Below are 26,191 nucleotides of genomic sequence, written 5' to 3' on the forward strand. Positions count from 1 at the left end.
CAACAGAGGCGGGAGGGGCCCGTGCTGGCAATCACCGTGGCGGCCGCCACTTGGGGAGCGGTGTCCGGCTGGTGCACGCTGGCTGCCCTTCACCGCCTGGCGGTGCCCGCCGGCACTGAGTGGCGGACCACCTGCCCCGAGGGGCATCAGCTGCCTGCGGGCGCGCGCGGCTGGGTGGCGGCGTACTGCACAGCAGGCGCACACCAGTACCCCGCCGGAGCTCGCGCCGTCGCGACCCCGGCTGCGGTCATGCTCGGCAGCGTCGCGATGGCGATTGCCACGGGCCCGCGACCCGAACTCCTCGTATGGCTGCTGCTGATACCGATCGGAGTGCTGCTGGCGCTGGTGGACTACCGCGTGCACCGGCTGCCCGACGTCCTGACCCTGCCGCTGGCCGGATCCGCCCTGGTTTTGCTCGGCCTCGCGAGCCTGCTGCCCGGCGCGGCCGGATCCTGGACGGGCTCGCTGCTCGGCGCCTCGGCGCTCGGGGTCTTGTTCCTGATCATGTTCCTGGCCAGCCCCCGCGCCATGGGCTTCGGAGACGTCAAGCTCGCCCTCGCGCTCGGGGCTGTGCTGGGCTGGCACGGCTGGCGGGTGCTCCTGCTCGGGGTGCTCGCCGGCTACCTCATCGCCGCCGCCCAGGGCGTGCTGCTCATCGCGCGTCGCAAGGGGACCGTTCGTACCGCGATTCCCTTCGGGCCGCCCCTGTTGATGGGCGCCTTGATCGGCGTCGCGGCGAGCGGCCTTCTGGGGTGACAGACGACGACGGCTGATGCCGGTCAACTCTAAAGTGACCTCACTGACCTGCGGTTGAGATCGATGGTCCCCCAAGCGAGAGTAAAATCTTGCTAGCAGCGCGACCATGCATCCAACGGACTTATCCGGACGGTCAATTCATGTCTTCCGCAGCTGCTGCACTGTTGTCAGCGCTACCTTCTGTTGCCATCCCGCGGGTCGTGATGCGCGATGACACGTTGTCGCACCCTGAACCTACTGGCCGCCAGCGTTGCCGAACACTGTCCCGCTCAGGGGCGGACTCTAACTGTGCGTCACGTGCTGTCCCTCGACGCTGGAACGCGAACCCTCATTTCCGCGCCGACAGGCCCTCGGTGTGTGGTGCAGGTCACTATTGACCATTGGATTAGACCACCACATCATCCTCACAGTTTCTCTGGTTTCTTACCAAGTTCTTGAAGATGGGGTGGGGGCGTGTCCGCACGCAGACGGTTGGGCCGGCGCCAAACGGTGTGGAGAGGTGCCATGACGGTGGCCCTATTGGGCGGCATGGTGCCTGTCATTGGCGCGGGTGCGGCATGGGCCACTCCCAGCGGCGACACGGCTGGGGGTTCTTCTGCTGCAAAGAGCGCGGAGACGCAGTCGACGGCGAGTGTTCTCGCAGCACAGAGCGGCGAACGCGTCGCGGTGGAGAGCGCGACGACGGAGTCCTCGCAGACGTTCGCCAACCCTGATGGCACGTTCACCCAGGAGATGAACGCGGCCCCCGTGCGTGCGCGCAACGGCGATGGTGCATGGGCACCTCTTGACACAACTCTGGCGCGCGGCGGCGACGGCACGGTCCGGGCCAAGAACACCACGGCCGACGTCGAGTTCTCCGGAGGAGGCAGCGGTGCGGGCCTGGTAACGCTGAACGACGGTGGCCGGGAGTTGAAGCTCGGCTGGCCAACGGCTCTGCCCGAGCCCGTTCTGGACGGCTCCACCGCCACCTATCCGTCCGTTCTCCCGGACGTGGACCTGAAGCTGACGGCGTTGAGCACCGGCTACACCTCGGTGCTGGTGGTCAAGACGGCCGAGGCGGCGCAGAACCCGGCACTGGAATCGATCCGGCTGACCGTCGCTGGCAAGGGCCTGGACGTGGCCGCGACCGCAGACGGTGGCTTCGTTGCACGGGATGGAGACGGTTCGCCGGTCTTCGAGAGCCCGGCGGGCCGTATGTGGGACTCGGCCGGCGACACTCCTACCCCCGCTGCCAAGAAGGCAGCGCGCACGGCCTCCTTCGCGGACGCGGCCGATGAGCCGTCGGACGAGACGCCGGTTCCCGCAGCCAAGGGCGAGCCGGCTCCTGCCGAGGGACCGAGCACCGGTGACGCCGCGGCCGAAGTCCCGCTCAAGGTCACGGACACCACGCTTCAGATACAACCCGACCTGGACCTGCTGCACGGCAAAAACACCGTCTTCCCCTTGTACATCGATCCGCCGACCAAGGGCATCGCCTTGGGCGACTGGACGGCTCTGTCCTCGGACGGTGACAAGTTCTGGGAGTTCGACGGCGACAAGGGCGTCGGGCGGTGTTCGAACTACGCCGGCTATCTCTGCTCGAACAGCCCGTACACCCAGCGCCTGTACTTCGAGTACCCGCTCTCGTCGATCCACGGCAAGAAGGTCCTGGACGCCACGATGGAGGTGTACCAAGAGTGGACGTTCACCTGTGATCCGCAGTGGTACGACCTGAGCCGGGTGGACAAGGGCATCTCCTCCTCCACCACATGGTCCTCGCGTCCCACAGCGGTGGACCTGATGGGAGACCGCAAGGTCGCCTACGGCCGGGGCGGCCTGTGCAGCCCCTCCCAGCCGGCGGACTGGGTGCGTTTCAGCGACAACGTGGACGAGGAAACCAACGAGAACCTGACCACGACCCTCGCCTCGTACGCGGCGAACAAGACCTCGCAGATCACCTTCTCGCTGACCGCGCACGACGAGTCGAACGCCGCAGCGTGGGCCCGCTTCCGCGACGACGCCAAGCTGTCGGTCACCTACGTTTCCTACCCCGACAAGCCGACCTCGTACGGCATCCAGGACGGCACCACGGGCCGGGCCTGTAATGCCTCCACGCTCCCGTACACGACCAGCGCAACCAAACCGAAGTCCCTCGCCACAGTGCAGTCCGTCGACGGCTCCAACGCCCAACTGCGTGCCGCATTCGAGGTGTGGAAGGCCGACGGATCGAGCCGTGCGTGGTCCGGGTACTCACCCGACGGCACCTGGGTCGCCGACAACGCGCCCCGCACCGGGACTTCCACGGCGCTCACTCCGCAGACGGACTACCGGATGCGTGTCAAGACGCAGGCGTACTACAAGACCGACCGCGGAGCTACCGGAGTCCTGGACTCGGCCTGGTCGTCGTGGTGCTACTTCCGTGTCGACACCGACTCACCGCCCAAGCCCGTGGTGACGAGCGCGGACGGCGTCTACAAGCCGTCCGAAACCGACCCGGCGGCCGGCGGTGTGGGAACGCCCGGCAAGTTCACCTTCACGCCCGGCGACACCAACCCGACCACGGCCGGCATCCAGTCGGACGTCACCAGCTTCAAGTGGAAGCTCAACAGCGGAGCGGTCTCCAGCCCGATCACCGTCGCCAAGGGCACCGCCACCACGCAGACCATCACCCCCAACCAGGCCGGTGAGAACACCATCCAGGTCTGGGGCTACGACGCGGCGCAGCACAGTTCGCTCACGGCCACCTACAGCTTCCTGGTCAAGGGCGCCGAACAGCCGTCGGGGATCTGGCACCTCGACAACACGCTCACCGACTCCACCCCTGCCACGCAGCACCCCCTGACCTCCTCCAGCGCGACCTGGGACACACTGGCCCGCAGCGGCGTCGGGGCGGCGAAGCTGAACGGCACAACCTCCTACCTGTCCACGTCCGGCGCGGTGCTCGACACCACCAAGTCGTTCACCGTGTCGGCCTGGGCCCGGCTGACGAAGAAGGACGTCAACTACACCGTCCTGTCTCAGGCGGGTACGAACGCATCTGGATTCCAGCTTTACTACTCCACCAGTTACAACGCCTGGGTCTTCAACCGTCATCAGAGCGACGTGACGGATCCGGTCATCATCCGCTCTCTGAGCGCCAGGCCGCCTGTGCTGAACGTCTGGACCCACCTGGCCGGCGTGTACGACGCCGCGTCCCAGACCGTGCAGCTCTACGTCAACGGCGTTCCCCAGGGCAGCCCGGTCGCCTTCACCACCCCGTGGAAAGCCTCTGGGGGTCTGCAGGTCGGACGGCTCTGGTACACCGGCGCAGGCAAGGAGAACTTCTCCGGAACCATCGACGAGGTGAAGGTCTGGTCCCGCGCCCTGGCCGACACCGAAGTCGCACACGATGCCTGGCTGGAGGACGAGGACATCAGCGACGGCACCGCAGGAGACCCCGTACCCGCTCTCGTGTCCAAGTGGGATGCCACGGACACGACCAACGCGACCGGCACCACGGTCAAGGACACCAGCGGATTCGCCCGCAACCTGACCCTCAACGGCGCGGCACTCACCACCATCAGTCACGGTGACCCGGACATCGGCGAAGAAGTCACCACCAGCCAGACCATGACCCTCAACGGCACCAGCGCCTACGCCACCGCCGCCGGCCCGGTCATCGACGACACCGGCTCATTCACCGCCACCGCCTGGGTGACCCTGGACCCGGCGAAGCTCGCCGACACCAGCAAGTCGTACGCGGTCCAGGTCATGGGACAGTCCGGTACCAGCCAGTCCGCATGGGGCGTCTGGTACGAACAGCCCGCGGGAAGCACCCAGGGACGCTGGACGTACGGCCGCCCCGACAAGGACGGCTCGGGCGCCACCTGGACCACCAGCATCGCCACCGCGGCGACCACAGCACAGCTGGGCGTTCCCACGATGCTCACAATCGTCTACGACGCGCAGGCGGCGGCCGACCCCGACGACACCTCCAAGCTCGGCGCACTGAAGCTCTACGTCGACAACGCCCTGATGGGTGACGAGGACGGAGTCCCCTACACCGCTCCCTGGCAGGGCAGCGGGGCCTTCGAGGTAGGCCGAGCGAAGATCAACGGCGCCGCAGCGCGCTACTTCCCCGGATCCCTCGACAGCGTCCGAGTGTGGGCCGGAGCTACCTCCACCGACACCGTCGCCAACCGCTTCAACACCGAACAGCAGCAGTAACTCCTCCTGCCGTGCGGGGGCGTCCACAACTCGCCTCCGCACGGGCTCTGGCTGGTCCCTGCGCGCGCCCCTTCTTCACCAACCCGGCGCGCGGCATCCGATGCCGCGCGCTTCCCACCCATTTCCAGAACCAGGACACCTTTATGTCTAGAGCACCCGTTCCCAGAGTTGCGCCAAGGGCGGTCCTTCGCCGTTGGCTCACTCGCGGAGCACTTGTCGCCACCCTCGCCCTCCTCCCACAAGTCGCGATCCCTTCGGGCTACGACTCCACTGCGCAGGCACAGACGGCGACAGCACGCAAGAAGCTGGAAGACCCGGCCGCCGCGAAGATCGACAAGGTGGGCCGGTTCGGCGCGGGAACGTCCAAATCGCCGAAGGACAAGGCCGCTCCGGCCGCACGAAAGACCCGTGAGCGCCTGAAGAAGGCCACGTGGCCCAATCCGGGAAAGACCACCGCCGAGGTGGCGACAACCGGCGAGTCCAAGACCACCGTCGGCGGGCTCGCGGTGAAGCTCGCCCAGCAGCCAGCCGAGGTGTCCCGCTCCGCGAAGAGCAAGGCGCCCAAGATCAGGGCCAAAGCCACCGGCACCGCCGACAAGCTCACGCTCGATCTGCGCTCCCAAGCGACCGCGAAGAAGGCAGGAGTCAACGGCGTCCTGCTCACGGTCGCTCCGACCGACAAGAGCAAGCACACCACGGACACCGACGGGCTACGCGTCTCCCTGGACTACTCCTCGTTCAGTGACGCCTACGGCGGCAACTTCGGTCCCCGGCTCCGCCTCGTCACACTGCCTGCATGTTCGCTGACCACACCGGACAAGAAGACCTGCCGGACGCAGACCCCGGTGAAGGACTCGGACAACGACAACAAAAACCAGACATTGACCGGGGCGCTTTCCGCGCGCACCCTCTCCACCGGCACAGCGGTCGTCCTCGCCGCCGCGGCCGACAGCTCAGGTGGAGGCGGCGACTACGGCGCCACCTCACTGTCGCCGAGCGCAACCTGGGAAGCCGGAGACAGCACCGGCGACTTCAACTGGAACTACCCTCTGCGCGTTCCCCCCGCCACAGCGGGTCCCGCACCGAAGCTGTCAATCTCGTACAACTCCGGCTCCGTGGACGGCCGCACAGCCGGCGAGAACAACCAGACCTCAGTCGTCGGTGAGGGCTTCTCCATGACGGAGTCCTACATCGAGCGCAAATACGCCTCCTGCAAGGACGACGGACAGAGCACCAAGGGCGACCTGTGCTGGAAGTACGCCAACGCCACCCTCGTGCTCAACGGCAAAGCCGTCGAGCTCGTCAACGCCTGTGACGACAAGACGGCCTGCGACACCGCCGCAAAGTCAGAAGCGTCCGGCGGCAACTGGAAACTGAAGAACGAGGACGGCACCCGCGTCGAGCACCTCACCGGTGCCACTGGCAACGGCGACAACAACGCCGAGTACTGGAAGGTCACGGACGCCTCCGGCGTCCAATACTTCTTCGGCAAGAACAAGCTGCCCGGCTGGAGCGACAAGGGCACAACCGACACCGCTGACGACGACCCCGTCACCAACTCCGTGTGGACCGTCCCCGTCGCCGGCAACGACTCGGGCGAACCCTGCTACAAGTCCACCGGCTTCGCGGACACCCTGTGCACCCAGGCATGGCGCTGGAACCTCGACTACGTCGTCGACCCGCACAACAACGCCTCCACCTACTGGTACAGCAAGGAGTCGAACTACTACTCCAAGAACGCCGACACCAGCGTCAACGGCACCGCCTACACCCGCGGCGGCTACCTCAACCACATCGACTACGGCCTGCGCAGCGACCTGATCTACACCAAGCCAGCCGCCCAGCAGGTGTCCTTCGCCTACGCTGAACGCTGCATCACCTCCGGCGGCTGCACCAGTCTGACCAAGGACAGCAAGGCCAACTGGCCCGACGTGCCCTTCGACATGATCTGCGCCTCCGGAACAAAGTGCACCACCCAGATCGGCCCGGCCTTCTTCACCCGCAAACGCCTCACCGACGTCACCACCTCGGTATGGACCGGCACAGGCAGCACCCGCCGCAATGTCGACACCTGGCACCTTGACCAGAGCTTCCCCGACACCGGTGACGCCTCCTCGCCGAGCCTGTGGCTGAAGTCCATCCAGAACACCGGCAAGGCGAACACGAGCACGGCAGCCATGCCGCCCGTCACCTTCGGCGGCATGCAGATGTCCAACCACGTCGAAGGCAGCGGCCCCGACACCCTGCGCTACATCAAGTGGCGCCTACGCACGATCAAATCGGAAACCGGCTCGACCCTCACCGTCAACTACTCGGACCCCGACTGCATTTGGAATTCCAGCATGCCCTCGGCGGTCGACAAGAACACCCGTCGCTGCTTCCCCACCAAGTGGTCCCAGTCTGGAGCCGCGCCGGTCACAGACTGGTTCCACAAGTACGTCGTCACCTCCGTCCTCCAGGACGACCCCTACGGGCACAACGACGCCCTGGAGACGTACTACACGTACGACAACGCCGGGTGGGGTTACGCCGACGACGATGGGCTGACCAAGCCCGCCAACCGCACCTGGTCCCAGTGGCGCGGCTATGCCAAGGTCACCCAGACTGCGGGCAACTCCGAGGGCACGCGCAGCAAGAAAACAACGCTCTACATGCGCGGCCTCGACGGGGAGAAGGAACTCGACGGCACCCCACGCGTGGAGAAGGTCACCGACTCCACCGGCACCGCCATCGACGACTCTCGCCAGTACGCCGGTTTCGTCCGCGAGACCATCGCGTACAACGGTGCCGAAGAGGTCAGCGGCACGATCAACACCCCCTGGTCCCACAAGACCGGAAGCCACACCTACAGCTGGGGCACCACCGACTCCTGGATCGTCCAGCCGGGCGAGGTCTCCAACCGGACCAAGACGTCCACCGGCACACGCGCGGACAGACAGAAGAGCACCTACGACACCTCCTACGGGCTCCCCACGGTTGTGGAGGACAGCGGTGACGCCGGCAAGACGGGCGACGAGACCTGCACGCGCACCTCATACGCCCGTAGCGCCTCGTCCTCGATCGTGAACGCGGTCTCCCGGGTGGAGACCTACGCGGTCGGCTGCGACGCAACCCCGAAGGTCCCCGACGACACCATCTCCGACATCACAACGGCTTACGACAACCAGCCGGTCGGAACCGCACCCACCAAGGGCGACATCACCGCCTCCTCCCGTGTCGCCAGCTACGGAGCGGACAGCAAGCCCGTCTACCAGCAGGTCTCCGGTGCCTCGTACGACGATCTGGGCCGCGTGGAGACTGAGACCGACGCGCTCAGCCGGACGACGAAGACCTCCTACGTCCCCGACGACAGCAGCTACGGCCCCCTGACCTCTCGGACCAGCACCGACCCCAAGCTCTACACCTCAACGACCACAGTTGACCCGGCCTGGGGCTCCGCCACGAAGGTCACCGACGCGAACGGCAACGTCACCGAGGAGTCGTTCGACGCACTCGGCCGTCTGCTGTCTGTCTGGAAGCCCGACCGCTCCCACTCCCTCGACGACGCAGCCAGCATCGTCTACGCCTACAGCATCAACAACGACAAGGAGACCTGGGTCCGTACCGACGCCCTCAAGGCCGACGGCAAGACCTACAACAGCTCCTACGAAATTTTCGACAGCCTGCTGCGCTCCCGGCAGAAACAGGTCCCGGCAGCGGGCGGCGGCCGTGTGATCTCCGAAACTCTCTACGACAGCCGCGGCTTGGCCTACCTCACCAACAATCAGGTCCACGACAGTACGGCGCCCTCAGGAAACCTGGCCAACACCTATCCCGGATCCGTCCCGTCCGCCACCGAGACGGTCTTCGACGCCGCGGGCCGCGCCACGGATTCGATCTTCCGGGTCTACGGACAGGAGAAGTGGCGCACCAAGACGGACGACCAGGGAGACCGGACCACCGTCACTGCTGCTGCCGGAGGATCCGGAACCCTCACGATCACCGACGCCCGCGGCCGCGTTACCGAACGCCGCGAATACGCGAGCCCGTCGCCGACCGGGAACGACTACACCCGCACCCTGTACGAGTACACACCCGGCGGACAGGTCAAGAAGTTGACCGGTCCGGACGGATCGGTCTGGACGTACGGTTATGACCTTCGTGGCCGCCAGATCCACTCCACCGACCCTGACAAGGGCAGCATCGACGCCACATACGACGATGTCGACCAGCGGCTGACGGCTACCACCGCACTCAATGGCGCCTCCCGCACGTTGATCACCGCCTATGACGAACTTGGCCGGAAGTCCGGGACCTGGGACGGAGTCAAGGACGACGCGCACCAGCTGACCAAATTCACCTACGACACCTTGGCCAAGGGACAGCCGACCGCGGCGGTCCGCTACGTCGGCGGAACCAACGGCAAGATCTACTCCCAGGTCGTCACCGGCTACGACGCCCTCGGCCGCGCCAAGGGCACCAAGACCGTCATTGCCGCCACCGACCCCCTGGTCACCGCTGGCGCCCCGCAGACATACACCACTTCCACTACCTACAACATTGACGGCACTGTCCAGTCCACCTCCATGCCCGCATTGGCAGGACTGGCGGCCGAGACCGTCCACGACACCTACAACGACCTCGGCCTGCTCACCGGCGCGGACGGCGCGACCGACTACGTCCAGAACATTGGCTACTCGCCCTACGGAGAGGTCGAGGAGACCCGCCTGGGCACCTCCACCGGTGCCAAGCAGTTCCAGGTCCTCAACCAGTACGAGGACGGCACTCGCCGCCTGACCAACACACATACCGTCGACCAGACCAACACCGGACGCACCAGCGATGTCGACTACGTCTACGACGCCACCGGCAACGTCAAGTCGGTCACGGACAAGGCCAACGGCAACGACACACAGTGCTTTGCCTACGACGGCTACCGCCGCCTGACCGAAGCCTGGACCCCTTCGTCCAACGACTGCGCCACCACTCGATCGGCGAGCGCCCTCGGCGGCCCGGCCCCGTACTGGACCAGTTGGACCTACAAGCCGGGCGGGTTGCGCGACACGCAGACCGAGCACAAGTCCTCCGGCGACACCAAGACGGCCTACGGCTACCCGCCGGTCAGTTCTTCCGGCGCTGGGCAGCCCCACACGATGACCTCGGTCACGGTCAACGGCGGCACGGCCAAGTCCTACTCCTACGACGATCAGGGAAACACCACCAAGCGCTACGGCCCCACTGGCTCAGCGCAGAATCTCACCTGGGACATCGAGGGGAAACTCACCCAACTAACCGAGGGCGGCAAGACCACCGACTACCTGAACGACGCCAACGGTGATCTCCTGATCCGCCGCGGCCCCGTCGAGTCTGTCCTCTACCTTGCGGGCCAAGAACTCCACTACGACAAAAACACCAAGAAGTTCACGGCCCAGCGCTACTACTTGGCCGGCGACGCCACGGCATTGCGCACCGAGCAGGGCCTGTACTGGATGGTCGACGACCGTCACGGCACCGCCTCCATGACGGTGGACGCCACCACTCAGGCCATCACCCGCCGCTACACCAAGCCCTTTGGCGAATCGCGCGGCACTGCGCCGTCTGTTTGGCCAGACGACAAGGGTTTCCTTGGCAAAACTGCTGACGACGAAACCGGCCTCACTCACGTGGGCGCCCGCGAGTACGACCCAGCCACGGGACGCTTCCTCTCGGTCGACCCGGTCCTCGCCCCGGACGACCATGAATCCCTCAACGGGTACGCCTACGCCAACAACACACCCGTCACCATGTCGGACCCGAGCGGACTGCGTCCGATCACCGACTGCGAGCGGGGCTGCACCGACAAGAAGGGCAACACCTACCACGACTGGATGACACCAGGACGCAACGGCTGGGTCTACCACTCCACCAAGACGTACACCATCAACTACACCTATAAGGCCAAGGGCGGAGGTACCGGCTCTGGCGTCATGACCGTCACGACACGCACGGACGGCGGACACCAGGCCACGCAGATCACCTTCAAGAAGGGGCCCAAGCCCAAACCTGACAAGGACGACGGCGAGTGCAACGCCTGTTGGGCCATGGGCACGAACCCGCACTACGACGCCAACGCCAATGACATACCTGACCACGGGAAGCTGGCGACTTGGCAGAAAGTCCTCGTTGGCGCAGCTGCGGCTGTTGCTGCTGTCGTAGCAGTTGCGCCCGTTGCCTCTCTCGCAGTTACCGGCTGCCTCGCCACAGCGCCTGCCTGCGCGGAAGGCATCGCCGAGGTCATGACCGGCGGAGCCTCGGGCGGATCTGCGATAAGCCATATGCCAGGCGGGGGGGCAATTCGGCGCGGTGCAAATTCCACAATCATCGGATCGGATGAAGCAACCATGACTGTTTCGCGGCTCGCAAAGAACGTGGGGCCGCACGATGTGATTGTTCACGGATCAGAAGATGGCTTCATCGTTGTGGATGGCGCCAAAACTAATCCAGGTCAGATAGTGGAGGCCGTGCGGAGCAATCCTGAATATGACGGCGGTGCAGTCAGGTTGCTAGTGTGCCACTCGGGGTGTTCTGGTGTTGCGCAAGACGTGGCAAACGGCCTTGGTGTACCAGTGACAGCTCCGACAACTAGGGTCGGAGTTATGCGGCTCGGTGGGCCGGATCAGACGCCGCACCTTGATCCTGGTGGGTACTGGCGAACGTTCCTGCCAATGCCGGAGGAGTCTCGATAGGAGTCGATGATGCTGACGCTTCGCTTTTCTCGCTCGAATAGTCTGGAGGGTGGTGATTCTTACGTAAATCTGGAGTCGCTTGCGCGCTATCTGGACTCTTGCCCGTTGGCGGTTGCGTTCACCGAGTCAGGTGACTGTGTTCTGGGGTGCGGGATGGTTCTGGTCGGAAATTCTTCGATCAGGACCGATGGTCAATGGGCGTGGCGTGCAGATCTGGCGCACTACGTCTCTGTTCATCGCGTGCCACTTGATGAACGTTTCCTCCTTCGAGGAGAGGAAAGAGGTTGGGTGCCAATTTCTCTGGAAGAACTTCCGGGCGAAACCTCAAATCAGATAGAGGAGGTGCTGTCGTCCGGGGTTCTCAACAGCCCTTGCGAATGATCAAGGAATTGGGCTGTTGATGCTGCAGATCAAGGCCGGTTTTTAGAACTCGGTGACTAGCTGGTTGGTCGCCCGGCGTAATCGCGGGCGGCCAACCGGATAGTGAGCGCTGTGCGGTTGGTGCTGCGGACGGTCGCTCACTCAGCCGCGGTCGGGGCGGTGGTGTGTCTTTCCGGCGACGCGGCCCAGGACCAGTTCCGGAGCCCGATGGGAGGACTGCTGACAGAGCGGTTCGTCCCAGAGTTCACGGTCGTCTCACTCGACAGCCGCGTGCTGCTGAACACCACAGACTGGGGAAACGGCACCGTGAGCACGATTGCCATCCGACCGTGAGGTCGGGCCGCGGCCTCATCGAGTCGACCAGATGAAGATGCCAGCCACGAGGAGCCCGGCCCTGAAGACAGTGGCGGTCTTCTAATAACGGGTGGCCAGGCCACGCCAGTTCTTCAGGCGGTTGATGCAACGCTCGACGGTGTTGCGCTGTTTGTAGGCATCGCGGTCGAAGGCGGGTGGCCGTCCCCCGTTTCGGCCCTTGCGTTTGAGGTGGGCGATCTGGTCGGCGGGTTGTGGGATCACTCCCCGGATGCCGCGTCTACGCAGGTGTTGGCGGATTGCGCGGGACGAATAGGCTCGGTCGGCCAAGACCGCGACGGGTCGGATGCGTGGTCGGCCAACCAGCCTTGGGACACGCAGGGCAGCCATGACGTGCTCGAAGGCGGGCGCGTCGTTTGCCTGGCCAGGCGTGAGATGGAAGCACAACGGGCGGCAGCGGCTCTCCGCGGCCAGGTGGATCTTCGTCGTCAGCCCGCCACGTGAGCGTCCGATCGCGTGGTGGTCTGGTTCCTTGGCCGGAGCCCCTTTTTGCGGGCCCCGGCCGCGTTCTGGTGCGCGCGCACGATCGTGGAGTCGATCGCTACGACCCAGTCGAGGTCGCCTTCGGCGTCGGCCTGGGCGAGCAGAGCGGTGAAGACCCGCTCCCACGTGCCGTCGATCGCCCAGTTCCGCAGCCGGGTGTACACGCCCTTCCAAGAGCCATACTCAGCAGGCAGATGCACCCACTGCGAGCCGGTCTGGAACTTCCATGCGATCGCGTCGATGACCTGGCGGTGATCCCGCCACCGGCCGCCCCGCCTCGGCGTCCGATCGGGTAACAACGGCTCTATTCGCACCCACTGCGCGTCAGTCAACGGCACGACCGGACCAACGATCCGATGATCCGTAAGAAACGGCCTAGTTCGGCACCGCTATGACGCTTGGTTCAAGGGGCCCGGTTGCCCACGCGTCGTTTTCCCTGACTCAATCCCCCTAGCCTCGGCACGTCCGCTGTCGCGCACACATGTTGTTGCAGTGAGCTCTTTCCAACCTCACGCTGACGCGTGGTGAAGGACAAGGACGGCCTTCACGATGTTGGTGATGCGGTTGGTGCTGCAGCGGAGTTTCCGCAGGAGGCGCCAGCCCTTGAGGGTGGCCATGGCCCGTTCACCGACACAGCGGATCTTGGTGTGGGTGGTGTTGTGGCGGCGCTTCCACTGCTTGAGGTGGCGCCCTCGAAACTGGACACGGACGGGCCTGCCGGCTCCTTGGTATGCATTGTCCGCCCAGCACTTGAGGCCCGCTGCGGCGAGCGCGTCGATGATCCCGTGCTGCCGGGCGGCGGTCAGGTCGTGGGTCGAGCCGGGCAGAGCCGGTGAGGCCCAGAGCAGACGGCCGAACGGATCAGTGAGGACCTGGACGTTCATGGCGTGGCGTTTGTGTTTCCCGGAGTAGTAGGGGGTGTCGGCGGCGATGCGGTCGATAGGCAGCAGGGTTCCGTCGAGGATGACGAACGCCTTCGTCCGGATGGTCCTCATCGCCTCGGCCAGGGTCGGGGCGAGGGCGGCCAAGACCTCGATGGCTTCACGTATGTAGCGGTAGACGGTGGCGAGCCCGATGCCGAACCCGGCCGCAAGCCGGGCGTAGGTGTCGCCGCACCGCAGGTGGGCCAGGGCGAGCAGGGCCTGACGTGCCACGGGAAGCCGTCGCCACCGCGTCCCGATGTCCCGACGCCTGGCCGTCAGCTGTCCGGCCAGGAACCGCAGGGTGCGGGTGGACAAGTCGATCGAGGACGGGTAGACAAGCACGTGAAGCTCCTGGCGGACGCGGGTGATCTTGGTCGAGAACCCGTCTACCAGGAGCTTCGTCGTTGTGCGGAACTGTCCAACTCGCGATCAACACCGCCAGCTTGGAAGAGGCTCAGTCCGTTCGGGGCGGTGACGGTGGGTCCTTTGGATCAGCCTTGCGGACCACATGGCGCTGGACTGTTCGACGCAGTTTCACCATGTCCTCGTGCTATCTGACATCTTATGGCTCATGAGTGAACTTGTTGAACGGGTTGACGACCGTGATGAGGTTCTGGCTGTCGTGAGCAGGAGTGACGCGATTCGGGAGGGATGGTTGCACCGCGTTGCCACGATCGTGTGCCGTGACCCCGAAGGGCGCACGCTTGTGCATCGCCGTACTGAGGGCACATCGCGATTTCCGGGCCACTTCAATTGGATGCTTGGCGGTGCAGTGGAGGTTGCCGAGACCTATGAACAGGCCGCTGCGAGGGAGTTGGAGGAGGAGATAGGGGTCCGGACCTGTCCAAGGTTCGTGTTCAAGTTCCGGTGCACCGGCGCCATCAGCTCGTACTGGCTTGGGCTGCACGAAGTCGTTGTGGACGAACCGATCAAGCCGGATCCCGAAGAGATTGCCTGGTACGACTGGCTGACGGAACACGAGCTCAACGAGTTGGTTCGGCATGATGCGTTCGTCCCCGACGCCCGCGAGGCATTCGAACGCTACCTCGCTGTCCGCCCCCGAACCCAGTCACGAGTGGGTTCGGGGCAGACTCCGACGGACCGGCCACGAGAGGACGCTCGAGGACATGGCGGCCAGTGTGGGGGCGGTCACGATCGAGAGCGTTGGTGACGCCAAAGGAAGGCTGCGCCAATCATCACTGCCAAGGTGGTGTTGGCGGCGCTCCAGAACATGAGCTTGGAGTTCGCCCCGTTGACCGTGCGCAAGTCCCCGTCGGCATGGCGACAGAAGGAGTCGGGCGGGAAGTACTGCGAGACAGGAGTGCCACTCGTGCCGTAGCAGGGCGAGGTCTCAGGAAACAGGAACGGCTGAGCGCGCTGTGAAAGAGCCCACCCAGCCAACACGGTCAGCCAACCAGCCAGCAAGAAGACGGTCAGCATCCAACTGGGCACCCTCGCGCGCCGTCCCAGCAGCCACACCGTGGCGGTTGGTATGCCGAAGATGGCAGTCGCGGCGAACAGCAAGATCAGAGACATGATCCCGTCACGATACTGATCAAATATCCGATGGACAGGGCCTGTGCGCTGGTACAGCGGGAATACCAAGAAAGGTCGGCCCTCGTGGGCTGGCCGCTGCGTCGCCACCAAGCCAGGGACGACGTGGGCATAGAACTGTGGTGTCCCCCGAGAGTCTCCCTTCTCGAACCGGCGGACCAGCCCGCCCGAGCGCAGCCGTACGCCAGCTACAAGGGAGAGGACGCAGGCGATCTCATCGTCGAGGGTGAGATTTACTGCTCGCCTCAAAATGGAAGGAGTTGCGTCCGTGTACGGCACCGAGCTCCAACAGATCCCGGCCTGCAGCCACACAGAACACGTTGGCCGCCCACGCAGCCGGTGCGGAGGGACGCCCCGAGCCCCTCTCGGCGTGAGCAGCCTCAGCCGGTCCGCAGAAGCCGGGAGGACTTCAGACGCTCTCGCGCCCGAATATGCAGGTGGCCATCGCGGGGGAAGGAGGGCGGTGCCGCGGGCAGGAGGGTGTCGAAGACGTAGCGGCTCTTCTGTGCAACCCGGCACGATGCCAGGTTGTCCACCTGGTGCAGGAGGTCGAGACGCTCCAGCCCGTCGGCTTCGAAGGCGTCGAAGGCCCAGTTGGTGAGTGCCTCCAGAGCGCGGGCGGCCACTCCCCGCCCGCGGGCGTGCGCCGCGGTCCAGTAGCCCACTTCGGCTGCCGGTTCTTCGGAGGTGACCTTCTTGAGGACCACGTTGCCCACCAACTGCGCGCGAACTGAACCGGGTTGTGTCTCAAGGACAGCGAAGCCGAACCGGTCCCCCGCTGCCCAGCCCTGCTGCTGAGCCTGCACCCAGCGTGTCCCGTCGGAATCGTTGTCCACGCCAGAGCTCGCCCACCGGCGCAGTGCCCGATCCCGGCTCACCTCGACCAATGCGGCGACGTCTTCCATGCGCCAGGGGCGAAGAACGAGAGCGGGAGAGACCGGCGACGCGGCCACCTGAAGTACGACCGGGGCACTCATCAGCCGATGATGTGTGGCGGCGTTTTCACCCGACGCCGGCCGCATCCGCCCCATGACGCCTTGTGACCGCCCCGTCATCGCCGTGTCCGGGCGCGCAGAGCCTGGACGGACCAGTCGAACACCGGAGCCAGGCTTTCCGGGGCCGGCCAGCCGTTGACCACTGCGAGCAGCTGGAGGTACCGCCGCCAGCGCGGTTCGTTCACTCTCTCCAGCCGAGTTGCCAGCCGGCGACGAAGCTCGACGTCGTCGGGGCGGCCGAGGAGGTGCGCGTAGTGCGCCGTGAACTGCGCGACGATCGGATCAGCCTGGGGCGAGGCCGGGTCGATGCCGGCGGTCACGGCCGGGCCGGCCTGGTCACGGACGGCTGCGGTGATGTCGCGGCGCGGGACCGTCACGCCGCTTCGGGCCTGCTCGGCCGCCTGGTCCTCGGCCATCCGCCGCACGACGGCGCGGAAACCCGGGTCCAGGGACATTTCGGCCAGCTCCACCCACGCCTGGACCTGCTCTGTCTTCGGGTTACGGGGCAACTCGGGGGTCATCGAGCGCATGACCCCCGCAAAGGTGGGGGCGGCGTCAAGACCGCCGAAGACGGCGTCGAGGAAATCGCCGGTCAGACGGCTGCGTTCGTCCTTGGAAAGCCGGGCCAGCTGGTGCATGCGTTCCGTCTCCTCCGGTGTGGACCCGCGCTCGGCCACCGCCGTCAGCACCGCGCGCCGCAGGCGCAGGACGCGGATCTGCACCGTCAGTGCTTCGGCATGAGCTGCGGCGACCTCCGGAAGCGAGAGCTCACGGTCCACGACCTTTCGGATCGTGGGAAGGTCCAGTCCCAGCTCGCGCAGGGTGCGCACGAGGTCCAGGCGTGCGACGGCGTCGATGCTGTAGAGGCGGTAGCCAGCCGGGCTGCGGTCGGTCGGCGCCACGATTCCGCGATCGGAGTAGAACCGAATGGTCTTGACCGTGAAACCGGTCCGTCGAGCAAGTTCACCGATCGAGTAGAGCGTGTCGCCGTTCATGTCCCCACCTTCGTGTCTCCCCCCACGGGAGACTCAAGTCCCTTCGCCTGCCGGCAGGCAACCACTCCTCATCCACACGTCGTGACAATTCCTATTGCCGGACCAGGGCGGACGACTCGCCGTCGGTACGCTGCCCGGGCCGGAACAGGACGTCTGGTCGGTCAGTTGCGCGAGTCGAGCTCCTTGCGGCCGTAAAGGGCCGCGGGCTTTCCCGTGAGCAAGGCCCAGTAGCGGTCCCCGAAGGACCAGTGCCACCACTCCGTGGGGTAGTTCACCAGCCCTGCGGCCGTGAGCACGGTGCCCAGCAGCTTCCGGTTGGCGCGGGCTTCCTCGCTGATGTCCGGGGCGTGGGTGTAGCAGGCGCCGGCACTCTCCTCGGGGTCCGCGTTCATGCGCGTGCCGAGGTCCAGTTCGCGTCCGTCGGCGTCGGCGAGAGTGTCGGCCGCCGGGGCGGACGTCCACGAGGCGTTCGCCGGACTCGATCAGGGGCACGGCGGCGACCTTCGGATCCGACATCAGGACGATCGCGTTCATGGGGCCGCCCTTCATCCGGCCGGGACGGCCGGCGCGCGCACGCCGAACCACTGCTCGGCGCCGTACTCCTCGAACCGTTCGACCTCGGTGAAGCCCAGTCTCGCCGCGAGGCGCATCGCCCGGCGGTTGGTGCTCTGAGTGGAGAGCACCACGGGTTCGCCGGGCCGTGCGCCGGTGAACCAGTTGAGTGCCGCCGCGCACGCCTCGAAGGCGTACCCGTGTCCCCACGCCTCGGGCAGGAACAGGTAACCGAGTTCGGTCTCTCCGGCTTCGGGGCGGACGTGTCCCCGGCGTTCGGCGCCGCGGGGGTCGAGCGTGATCATGCCGATCATCGTTCCGTCGAGTTCGACCACGAAACAACCGGGGCGTCGGCCGGGCACTTCGGGCATCGCGCGTTCAAGTCTGTCGCGAGTCCGGGCGCCGCCGATGTAGGTGCCCACCTCGGGCGAGGCGAACAGTTCGACGAAGGCCGTACGGTCGCGGGCCTCGGACGCGCGGAGCACGAGCCGTTCGGTCGGTATCGGAGTCGTCGGCCAGGTGAAGGTTCCAGGTTCGATCATGGCGGGGAACCTATCGCACGCCCCACGAGGAGGATCGGCGGAGAAGCCTGGCGCCTCCTGCGGAAACTCCGCTGCAGCACCAACCGCATCACCGCGATCGTCCAGGCCGTTCTCGTCCTTCACCACGCGTCAGCGTGAGGTTGGAAAAGGCTCAGTGGCTTCGCGGCCGGTGAAAATCGCAGTGCTGGCGCCCCGTGGGTGGCAAGGGCGAATCACTGAGGGGCGAGCTGCTGCCGGGCTGTGGTGACGGCGGTCTGCCAGGTGCGGGCGGGTTCGTCGTGCTCGGTGGCGAGTTCGCTGGCGAGTCCGCGGTGATAGCCGCTCTCCTGCAGGCGGGCGAGCGCGGTGGCGACGCGTCGGTCCCGCGCGGAGGCGAGTTCCTCGGGGCTGAGCGCGGTGGTGCCCTGCCGGGCTTGGCGGACGGCGCGCTGCCAGGCGGCTTCGGATCCGCCGTGGAGTTGGGCGAGTTCGGCGGCGACGCCGTGGCGGTAGCCGCCGGTGGACTGCAGGTGCTCGGTGGCGGTGGCGATGCGCTGGGCTACTTCGGGGGTGACGGTGCCTGCGGGTACGCCGCCGGGTCCGCCGCTGATCCGGCCGCTGACTCCGGTGTTGTCGCCGGTTCGGCGGCGGTCGAAGTCCTGGAGATCGCCGCGGCGGAACGCGGGGATGGGGCGGCCGGAAGGGCCCTCGACGGTGCCGCACGGCTCGGGAAAGTAGCCGGGGTTGTCCTTGAGGTACTTCCGGATCGCGGAGGCGCTGGCGTAGTTCAGTGCGTGTGCGGCCTCGTTGATGGACAGCACGTCGTCGGGGTCGCCCTGGTGCAGCTCGGGGCGGGCCGTCTTCACCCGGTCCTGCTTGGACTGCTTGAGCCAGGCGTGGAAGCGGTCGAACTGCTCCAGGTCGTAGTAGTCGGTCCGGTCGACGGTGGCGGCCTTGTCCGGGTGACGGAACTCCTCGGGCTGCTCGAGACGCTTGGCGAACCAGTTCTTCGCGGTGGGCATGCTGGCGCCGCTGCGCTCGGCGATGCCGGCGCGGCTGATGAGCGTTCGGCCGTCGACGACGAGGGTGAGCGGGCGCTGCGGGCTCATGGTCGTGTCTCCCGTTCGGGTCGTGGCCGTATCGGCCGCGGGCGTCGGTATGCTGGTCGGACTCCTTCCTTGGTGGGTTGGAGTCCAGATGGCCGGTGGGGCGTTCGGCCGGGTTTGCCGACCCGGGTCGACACCGTGAGGTGTTCCCCAGCCGGCCATCGCTTGTTGACCGACCAGCAAAGCCGCTTAATCCTTACGGGCTAACTATGCGCTTTGTTGTGTCTGGTGTCAACGCAGCACGGAGGAACCGGCCGCGGCTGATGCGCGCAGCCGGCCGCGGGCCTGCTCCGCCCGCAGCTCCTGCCACTTGCCGCGCGCCTGCCTGCGAACGTCCCGCGCCCAGGCGGCTACCTGGTCGGACAGGGCGGTCAGCGCGTCGACGGCCGGGTCGGTGCTGGTGCGCCTGCGGTCACGCAGGCGGGCCCGCTCGGCCTCGGCCTCGGTGACGGTGTGGGCGAGCAGCCCGTTCAGCCCGGTGACGCGCTCGGTGCGCATCCATCGGCAGGCGCCGGTGCCCTCCTGCTCCATGACGACCAGGGAGACGCCGAGGTGCAGGCCGGTCCCGGCGGTGATCGACAGATCGAGGAGGCAGGTGACGCGGGGGTCGTGCCACGGGGTGTGCGGGTAGAGCGCGCAGGGTGAGGGGATCGGGGCTGTGGCGCGCTGGCGCAGGGCGGCGCTGAGTCCGTCGAGGGTGGGCGGCTGCATCTGCATGAACCGGCCGTGCAGGTAGCCGGTGATGACCGGCAGCTGCCAGGCGGGCGTACCGAAGGGGGAACTCGGCATCGACAGTGCGGTTTGCTCGGTGCGGCGGTCGGGGTGGGTTACGGAGGCCTGGATGACGCACAGCGGGCCGTCGGTGGGGTTCAGCACGAAAGACTCCTGGTGGGTTGAGTGGCAGGGGGGGGCGGTCCGCAGTTGCCGCTGCGGACCGCCTGGTCAGGTGGCGTGAATTGCGTGGCTGCCGCCGCTGCGACGCTGGCTGTCGGCGATGGTGCGCGCCGGTGGCGTCACCACATCCGTCCGGCGGTCTCGTGCCACTCGGGTTCCTCGCCGTCCTCGAAGGGCTCGATCACGCCTTTGGTGCCGACGTCGCCGTCCTGGTAGCGCAGTGCGCCGTCGAACTCGTGGTCCGGGCCCAGCCAGGCGGACAGGGCCATGAGGCGGTGGTTGATCGTGAAGGAGTAGGCCTCAGGGTCGCGGACGCGCAGGTGCTTGATGGCCGCCGGGCGGCCTTCGCTGTCGGTGCCGCTGGCCGGGTCGGGCACGAGCACCCAGGCCTCGCGCGTGAGCAGTGCCGTCAGCTCGGTCTCCCCGATGCCGTGCGGGGCGACGTGGAAGTCTCCGCCGTCGATCAGCTCCCACAACTGCGCCAGCGGGACGGGCGGGTACAGCTCGATGGTTCCTTCGACGCTGAAGTCGACTGCCATGGGTGGTCTCCTCATGTGCTGGTGGGTCGGAGCCGGACGCGGTTGCCGCCGCGTCCGGCGTGGTCGGGTCGGTTGGTCAGGGACGGTCGCGCAGTTCGGTGAGGGGCAGCGGGCGCACGGTGCCGCCGCGGCGGTCGCGCAGGATCGCGACGTCGCCCAGCAGCGCGCGCAGCTTGAACTCCTCGATCGCGGCCCGGTCGAAGCGGTCGGGCAGGACATCGCGCAGGAGCTTCCACTGGCGCTGTCCCGCGCGCACGCAGGTGCCGCCGCAGTTGTTGTGGCTGAAGCCGAGGTCATACAGGCGGGGCGGGCGCACCCCGGTGGCGCGTACCTCGTCGAGCAGCTGCTGCTTGGTGCGGTCGGGCCCGGCGGTGAGCGGGAACTCGACCGGCCAGGGTGCCCAGTTGCGCACGATCGCCGGTGTGCGGGCCCGGTCCCGTGCGGTGGGCTCGATGCCGACGTAGACGATCGCGCGGTCCGCCGGGGCGTGGCGCTCCATCCATGCGCGGCAGGGCAGTTGCTTGAGCACGGTGGTGCAGGGGGCCAGCCGGTCGTTGCCGAGGAAACGGCGGTCGTGGAAGACCTCCCAGGGGGTGCGGCCGTCGCGGACGATGGTCAGCGGAACGTTGAGCAGGGCGGCGGTGTCGTCGCTGAACCGCCACAGGTCCTCGTCCTCGATGCCGGTGTCTGCGATGAGCAGGGTCATGCGGTCGGTGCCGTGGGTGCGGGCGACGTGCAGAGCGGTGAGGAACGAGCCGACGCCGCCGCTGAACTGGACGACGTGGCGTGGCTGCGGTGCGGTGTTGCGGCGTGACGGTGTGGTCGGCATGTGCGCGTCCTTCGACAGCAGGGGCGGGGCGGGCGCGGGCCATCGCCCCGGGCGCCGCGCGGTGCGGGGCGCCCGGGGCGATGGGGGGTGTCAGGCGAGGCAGGGGAGCAGGCGTCCGCCGAGCCAGCGGGCGGCGTTCACACTGACGGCGTTGCCGGTCTGCAGGATCATCTCGGTCACGTTGCCGTGCAGGATGTAGCCGTCCGGGAGGCGCTGGGCACGCATGAGCTCGCGCGGGGTGAACATGCGCAGCGTGCAGTCGTCGACGCTGGCGGCCGGTGTGACCAGGGAGTGGTGGGGCTTGGTCGCAAGGGTGGTCATCGGCTCGCCGGTGGTGCGGGGCAGGCCCTTGCGCCCGATGGGGACGACCAGGGCGTGATGGCGTCCCTGCGCGTTGAGGGTGGGCACCGGACCGTTGACGGAGACGGCGGTGCCGTTGTTGCGCAGCATGGCGACGTGCGGGGCGGGGCCGAACATCTGCAGGCCCTGGGCGACGCGGGCGCGAGTGGTGGCGGCGTAGGGCGTGAAGACCTTGCGGTTGGGGCGGCCGTCACCAATGCGGGTTCCCGGTACGTCCCATTCGATGATGTCGGACACCGGGCGGGTGTGCGGAACGAGGATCTCGCCGCAACCGGTGTTCGGGCAGCGGTAGTCGTACTGCTCACCCCACTTGCCGACGCGTCGGCGGCGGGGGTTGCGCCAGACCTGCACGGCGCGGACCGGACCGCACTCGGGGCAGGTCGCGGCGGGGCGCACCGCAAGATCGGGCAGCGCAATGCCCTCGCGGGTGAACACGACATACAGGCGGTCGCGCAGCTGCGGGGCGAGAAGGTTGTCCTCGTCGAGACCGCCCAGGTGCGCGGACGACGCGCACACGATCTGGTGGTTGTAGCCGAGGATCCTCATTCCGCTCAGCCACCAGTCGAACAGCTCCCAGTCGGTGGCGAACTCGATGACGTTCTCGCACAGCACGGCGTCGTAGCGGTGAATGTCGGTAGCGGCGAGGATGTCGAGCGCGGTTGCCCGGGTCCGCTCGAACGTCTCGGGGGCGGCGTCTCCCTCAAGCTCCAGCGCGAGCTGGCCACGGGTGCGCTTGCGGCCTCCGCACGGTGCGATCTCGGTGCAGATCGGCGACCCCCACAGGATGCGGGTGCGCGGCAGGCGGCGCTTGTCGTAGTTGTTCAGGTCGGCGCAGATGTGCTCGGCCATCGGGTGGTTGGCCACATGGGTGCGGATGGAGACGGGGTCGTGGTTGGCGGCCAGGCGCAGGATGTACCCGGCCTCCACCAGGCCGGTTGCGCTGCCGCCGGCACCGCAGAACATGTCGGTGAAATCGAGGTCGTGCAGGGGGCGCCGCGGGATCAGGAGCATGGTCGGGATGTCCTTCATAGCTGGTGGGCTGGACGCGCCCGTCCGGTTGCCGCCGGAGAGGCGCGGTGGTCCGGTGCCCGGGAAGGGCTCGGCACCAGGGGCGTAGGCACGGACTGCCGGGCTGGGCGGGCGCGGCTCGGTATGCCGCGCCCGCCTGCTGGGGTTACGGCTGTTCCTGCTCCGGGCTGCTCGGCGTCCCGCCCTGGTTGCTGTCGTTCTGGGCGGGGTCGGTGACGGTGACACCGTCGCGGGTGCGGGAAAGGACCCGGTCGTACGTGCGCTTGGGGTCGTCCATGCCTCCGCCTCCGCCGTCCAGCGTGAGGGTCTTGAGGTTGGCGCGCTTGACCCGGTAGACGCTGGTGAGGGCCATGTCCCGGCGGAAGTCGCGGACCTTGACGATGTCGCCGGGCTCGAAGTCGGCGCGGCACCAGTCGCGGCCGCGCGCCCGCTCGGTCGCGGCGAGATCGGCCACAGCCTGCGCCTGGTTGGCCTTCTGCCCGGCGCGCTCGGCGTCCTGGCGGGCCTCGATGGCGCGGCGGGTGGCGTTGTCGGCCCGGGTGCGGTCGCGAAGGGCGGAGCGGTAGGAGTGGTGGCCGACCAGGAGGGGCTGTCCGCCGGCGAACCGGCCGTACAGGCCCGACGCGTGCTCGCCCTGCCTGTCGGCGCTCTGCGCCAGGTGGTCTGCCTGAGCCTTCAGGTGGTCGGCGCGGCGCTGCTCGGGGCTGTCTGCAGTGTCGTTCACGGAGGTGCACTCCTTGCTTTGCTGGTGGGTTGGGCTCGGAGACGGTTGCCGCCGTATCCGATAGGGATAACTTTACGCTCTGCAGGGGTGGGTGGCAAGCTCTGTGACCGGCGAGGCGGAAGCGTTCACAAGACGACGCGGGGGCGGCGGTCGCTGCCCGGCGGTGTGTGGCGCAGCAGTTGCCGAGGAAGGGGCGCGACGTGAGTACGGCTACTCAGGCTTCACAGCGTCCCGGACCGCAGACTCCCCGCATGAGGTGGACGCAGACGGAGCTGCTCGTGGACTCAGGTGCGGCCATTGCCGCAACTGCCGCTGTCGCGAGTCTGTGGACGCTCACCGTGGTGCTATTGAGCCGGGTATTCACCCGAGCACTTGGCGAAGCTCTTCAGGCGCAGCAGGTGCCGTCCGGAAAGTCGGGTGAGGTGGCTCTCCTCTGCGTACTGTCGTTGGCCTCGCTGGCCGGACCGGTGCTGCTGATATGGCTGGCCTGGACGCACCAGTTGTGGCTCACTGCAGCTGCGCAACTGGCCCTGCCGCCGTGCACGCTCGCTTGGCTTCGTTTCACCCGAAGGAACTGACAGAGCGGGCAGAGACGATCGCTCGCGTTTCAGCGGCAACCGGTCCGGGTTCCGACCCGAGGACATCCGCGGTGGCATCCGCGCTGTGCCGGCGAGTTGCATCTCAGGGGCAGGCCGCGTACGGGTGCTCAGCGCGCTCCCGGGCGGGCGTCCCGGTCGGTGCACGGTGTCGGGCGGGGTGCTGACACCGTGCACCGGCGCTCCGGGCTAGAGGTTGTCCCGTATGGGATGAGAGTTGTCCGGTGAGGGCCATGTTGTGCAGGCGTGCGATGCCCGGGATGGCTTCGTGAACGCCTCTGCCCTTGAGGTGGCAGTCCCGCAGATGACATCACCTCACCCATGACCAGCCCCGGGACAGGCAGAGTCACAATGAAAGGACCCACAGGCTCGCTGCGAGGGATATAACTCCGCCCCCAGTGAGCACCGCCACGAGCAAGGGCGTCCGCTTCGCAGTGGAGCTGCTCCGTGTGCCATGCCATTGGGCGAAGCCACAAACGAGAAGAAGGAACGCGAGGGCCAAGAGCCCAGTTCCTACGAAGAAGTGCCCAAGCCGTCCCATATTTCTCCTGCCACCTCACCAACCGTCTGGCGGATGCAAGTGACCCTACTCAGAGCTGTCTCGTACGGGGGCTGAGTTACTCAGAGGGGGCCAGGTTGTGGAGGCGTGCGACGCCGAGGATGGCCTGGTGAACGCCGCTGCCCTTGAGCCGACAGTCCCGCAGGATCTTCCAGTTCTTGAGGCGGGACAGGGCGTGCTCGACGCGGGCGCGGGCCTTGCGGTGGACCTTGTTCTCGGCTTCTTGCTGCGGGCTCAGGGCTTTCTGACCGCGTCGTCGGCGGTGAGGAATGAGCAGGCCGGTGCCTTGGTAGCCGCCATCGGCGATTACCGGAACGCCGCGGCAGGCGATGTCGACACCCGACTCGGTGAAGGCCCGGCAGTCGTTGCGGCTGCCGGGCAGTGGCTCTCCGACCGCCACGACCAGGCGGCTGTTGGCGTCGATGACGACCTGCAGGTTCGTCGAGTACCGGTAGTTCTTGCTGGAGGCGGCGATGCTGCGGTCGCGGGTGGGGACCAGGGTGCCGTCGACGATGTAGACGGTGTCCTCGCGTTTGCGGCGGGCCGGCGAGATCGCCAGCAGAGGCGCGAGGTGGTCCAGGATCCGGTCCGCAGCCGACTTCGAAGTCCCGAACAGCGGCGCTACCTGCCGCAACGTGAGGTTCGTCCGCCAGTAGACGGCCACGAGCAAGACCCGGTCCTCCAGCGGCAATCGCCACGGCCGGCCCCGGTGCACATCGCCGCCACGACGTCGCACCAGCGCGACCAGCCGATTGAACTGTGCCGGACTCAGCCCGGTGAACGGCTCGATCCACTTCGGGTCATCCGCTGACATCACCCCACCCATGACCGGTCAACGCCTCAGCAGCCTCAACAGTTACGGGACAACCTTTAGCGAAACTTCTCGCGAGCGAAGGAGGAGGCCAAGGTCAGCGGTCTACGAAATCCTCGGCACGACGAAGCACTGCGACATCGCGTCCCAGTGCCACAACCATGCTCCCTTCACGTGCAAATGCCACAGCCCGGCATAGGGGAGTAATCATGGTTTGCACGGCTTCCAATGATCTTAAGTTCCAAACACGCACCGTGTGGTCATTGCTGCTGGTGACGGCTAGGGGAGTGCCGTCCAGGCTTGTGCATGCCACCGCGGTAACC

The 26,191-nt window shown here is 67.0% G+C and carries 18 protein-coding genes and 3 pseudogenes; 7 read left to right on the forward strand and 14 right to left on the reverse strand.

What is annotated here, in order from left to right; all coding sequences use genetic code 11:
* Window positions 1–21: 21 nt before the first annotated feature.
* The 4 genes from K377_RS30845 to K377_RS41425 all read left to right on the forward strand — a co-directional run bounded on the left by K377_RS30845 (window position 22) and on the right by K377_RS41425 (window position 12,026).
* Complete coding sequence (locus K377_RS30845; protein ID WP_258395178.1) at window positions 22–756, forward strand: A24 family peptidase; 735 nt, start codon at window positions 22–24, stop codon at window positions 754–756.
* A gap of 528 nt (window positions 757–1,284) precedes the next feature.
* Entirely contained in the window at window positions 1,285–4,941 is a 3,657-nt protein-coding gene (locus K377_RS30850) for a LamG-like jellyroll fold domain-containing protein (protein WP_111666850.1), read from the forward strand.
* A 143-nt stretch (window positions 4,942–5,084) separates the two neighbouring features.
* Window positions 5,085–11,645 (forward strand): RHS repeat-associated core domain-containing protein, encoded by a 6,561-nt coding sequence (locus K377_RS30855; protein WP_111666851.1) that lies wholly within the window; start codon window positions 5,085–5,087, stop codon window positions 11,643–11,645.
* A 6-nt stretch (window positions 11,646–11,651) separates the two neighbouring features.
* Complete coding sequence (locus K377_RS41425; protein ID WP_146614791.1) at window positions 11,652–12,026, forward strand: hypothetical protein; 375 nt, start codon at window positions 11,652–11,654, stop codon at window positions 12,024–12,026.
* Between the two features lie 417 nt (window positions 12,027–12,443).
* Here K377_RS41425 and K377_RS30865 read toward each other — a convergent pair.
* Window positions 12,444–13,219 (reverse strand): annotated as a pseudogene (locus tag K377_RS30865) (IS5 family transposase); the annotation flags it as partial.
* 171 nt (window positions 13,220–13,390) lie between these two features.
* A complete protein-coding gene (locus K377_RS30870; RefSeq protein ID WP_111666853.1) occupies window positions 13,391–14,146 on the reverse strand; it encodes a transposase family protein in 756 nt (251 codons plus the stop codon).
* A gap of 229 nt (window positions 14,147–14,375) precedes the next feature.
* Here K377_RS30870 and K377_RS30875 point away from each other — a divergent pair, with 229 nt between their 5' ends.
* Window positions 14,376–14,975, forward strand: coding sequence for an NUDIX hydrolase (locus K377_RS30875; protein ID WP_111666887.1), 600 nt, complete (start codon window positions 14,376–14,378; stop codon window positions 14,973–14,975).
* Here the strand turns inward: K377_RS30875 and K377_RS30880 are convergent.
* The 5 genes and pseudogenes from K377_RS30880 to K377_RS30900 all read right to left on the reverse strand — a co-directional run bounded on the left by K377_RS30880 (window position 14,954) and on the right by K377_RS30900 (window position 18,442).
* Window positions 14,954–15,340, reverse strand: coding sequence for a hypothetical protein (locus tag K377_RS30880; RefSeq protein WP_111666854.1), 387 nt, complete (start codon window positions 15,338–15,340; stop codon window positions 14,954–14,956). The genes K377_RS30875 and K377_RS30880 overlap by 22 nt on opposite strands.
* A 398-nt stretch (window positions 15,341–15,738) precedes the next feature.
* Window positions 15,739–16,335 (reverse strand): GNAT family N-acetyltransferase, encoded by a 597-nt coding sequence (locus K377_RS30885; RefSeq protein ID WP_111666855.1) that lies wholly within the window; start codon window positions 16,333–16,335, stop codon window positions 15,739–15,741.
* A gap of 74 nt (window positions 16,336–16,409) precedes the next feature.
* Window positions 16,410–17,348, reverse strand: coding sequence for a MerR family transcriptional regulator (locus K377_RS30890; protein ID WP_111666856.1), 939 nt, complete (start codon window positions 17,346–17,348; stop codon window positions 16,410–16,412).
* A gap of 161 nt (window positions 17,349–17,509) precedes the next feature.
* A pseudogene (locus K377_RS30895) lies at window positions 17,510–17,794 on the reverse strand (M15 family metallopeptidase); the annotation flags it as partial.
* Between the two features lie 99 nt (window positions 17,795–17,893).
* On the reverse strand, window positions 17,894–18,442 hold the full coding sequence (locus K377_RS30900) for a GNAT family N-acetyltransferase (protein ID WP_111666857.1): 549 nt from the start codon (window positions 18,440–18,442) through the stop codon (window positions 17,894–17,896).
* Between the two features lie 42 nt (window positions 18,443–18,484).
* Here K377_RS30900 and K377_RS30905 point away from each other — a divergent pair.
* Window positions 18,485–18,580: pseudogene (locus K377_RS30905) on the forward strand (IS5/IS1182 family transposase); the annotation flags it as partial.
* A gap of 74 nt (window positions 18,581–18,654) precedes the next feature.
* Here K377_RS30905 and K377_RS30910 read toward each other — a convergent pair.
* The 6 genes from K377_RS30910 to K377_RS30935 all read right to left on the reverse strand — a co-directional run bounded on the left by K377_RS30910 (window position 18,655) and on the right by K377_RS30935 (window position 23,902).
* Complete coding sequence (locus K377_RS30910; protein WP_111666858.1) at window positions 18,655–19,530, reverse strand: hypothetical protein; 876 nt, start codon at window positions 19,528–19,530, stop codon at window positions 18,655–18,657.
* Between the two features lie 228 nt (window positions 19,531–19,758).
* The gene (locus K377_RS30915) at window positions 19,759–20,403 is read right to left on the reverse strand and encodes a hypothetical protein (RefSeq protein ID WP_111666859.1); all 645 of its coding nucleotides are present in this window, start codon (window positions 20,401–20,403) and stop codon (window positions 19,759–19,761) included.
* Window positions 20,404–20,540: 137 nt separating this feature from the next.
* The gene (locus K377_RS30920) at window positions 20,541–20,960 is read right to left on the reverse strand and encodes a hypothetical protein (protein WP_111666860.1); all 420 of its coding nucleotides are present in this window, start codon (window positions 20,958–20,960) and stop codon (window positions 20,541–20,543) included.
* 76 nt (window positions 20,961–21,036) lie between these two features.
* Window positions 21,037–21,789 (reverse strand): hypothetical protein, encoded by a 753-nt coding sequence (locus K377_RS30925; RefSeq protein ID WP_111666861.1) that lies wholly within the window; start codon window positions 21,787–21,789, stop codon window positions 21,037–21,039.
* Between the two features lie 90 nt (window positions 21,790–21,879).
* Window positions 21,880–23,160 carry a DNA cytosine methyltransferase gene (locus tag K377_RS30930; protein ID WP_111666888.1) on the reverse strand — a complete coding sequence of 427 codons (1,281 nt, stop codon included), beginning with the start codon at window positions 23,158–23,160 and terminating at the stop codon, window positions 21,880–21,882.
* A gap of 163 nt (window positions 23,161–23,323) precedes the next feature.
* Window positions 23,324–23,902 carry a DUF3560 domain-containing protein gene (locus K377_RS30935; RefSeq protein WP_161194982.1) on the reverse strand — a complete coding sequence of 193 codons (579 nt, stop codon included), beginning with the start codon at window positions 23,900–23,902 and terminating at the stop codon, window positions 23,324–23,326.
* A 251-nt stretch (window positions 23,903–24,153) separates the two neighbouring features.
* Here K377_RS30935 and K377_RS30940 point away from each other — a divergent pair, with 251 nt between their 5' ends.
* On the forward strand, window positions 24,154–24,480 hold the full coding sequence (locus tag K377_RS30940; protein WP_111666863.1) for a hypothetical protein: 327 nt from the start codon (window positions 24,154–24,156) through the stop codon (window positions 24,478–24,480).
* Between the two features lie 635 nt (window positions 24,481–25,115).
* Here the strand turns inward: K377_RS30940 and K377_RS30950 are convergent.
* Window positions 25,116–25,883, reverse strand: a complete 768-nt coding sequence (locus K377_RS30950; protein ID WP_111666864.1) for a transposase — start codon at window positions 25,881–25,883, stop codon at window positions 25,116–25,118.
* Between the last annotated feature and the right edge of the window lie 308 nt (window positions 25,884–26,191).

The sequence above is a fragment of the Streptomyces sp. PsTaAH-137 genome (assembly GCF_003259365.1).
Classification (GTDB): domain Bacteria; phylum Actinomycetota; class Actinomycetes; order Streptomycetales; family Streptomycetaceae; genus Streptomyces.

Coding starts and splice junctions, on each gene's coding strand:
- K377_RS30850 (WP_111666850.1), top strand. CDS start 1,285: ATGGTGCCTGTCATTGGCGCGGGTGCGGCATGGGCCACTCCCAGCGGC.
- K377_RS30855 (WP_111666851.1), top strand. CDS start 5,085: ATGTCTAGAGCACCCGTTCCCAGAGTTGCGCCAAGGGCGGTCCTTCGC.
- K377_RS41425 (WP_146614791.1), top strand. CDS start 11,652: ATGATGCTGACGCTTCGCTTTTCTCGCTCGAATAGTCTGGAGGGTGGT.
- K377_RS30875 (WP_111666887.1), top strand. CDS start 14,376: ATGAGTGAACTTGTTGAACGGGTTGACGACCGTGATGAGGTTCTGGCT.
- K377_RS30880 (WP_111666854.1), bottom strand. CDS start 15,340: ATGTCTCTGATCTTGCTGTTCGCCGCGACTGCCATCTTCGGCATACCA.
- K377_RS30885 (WP_111666855.1), bottom strand. CDS start 16,335: ATGAGTGCCCCGGTCGTACTTCAGGTGGCCGCGTCGCCGGTCTCTCCC.
- K377_RS30890 (WP_111666856.1), bottom strand. CDS start 17,348: ATGAACGGCGACACGCTCTACTCGATCGGTGAACTTGCTCGACGGACC.
- K377_RS30900 (WP_111666857.1), bottom strand. CDS start 18,442: ATGATCGAACCTGGAACCTTCACCTGGCCGACGACTCCGATACCGACC.
- K377_RS30910 (WP_111666858.1), bottom strand. CDS start 19,530: ATGAGCCCGCAGCGCCCGCTCACCCTCGTCGTCGACGGCCGAACGCTC.
- K377_RS30920 (WP_111666860.1), bottom strand. CDS start 20,960: ATGGCAGTCGACTTCAGCGTCGAAGGAACCATCGAGCTGTACCCGCCC.
- K377_RS30925 (WP_111666861.1), bottom strand. CDS start 21,789: ATGCCGACCACACCGTCACGCCGCAACACCGCACCGCAGCCACGCCAC.
- K377_RS30930 (WP_111666888.1), bottom strand. CDS start 23,160: ATGCTCCTGATCCCGCGGCGCCCCCTGCACGACCTCGATTTCACCGAC.
- K377_RS30940 (WP_111666863.1), top strand. CDS start 24,154: ATGAGGTGGACGCAGACGGAGCTGCTCGTGGACTCAGGTGCGGCCATT.
- K377_RS30950 (WP_111666864.1), bottom strand. CDS start 25,883: ATGGGTGGGGTGATGTCAGCGGATGACCCGAAGTGGATCGAGCCGTTC.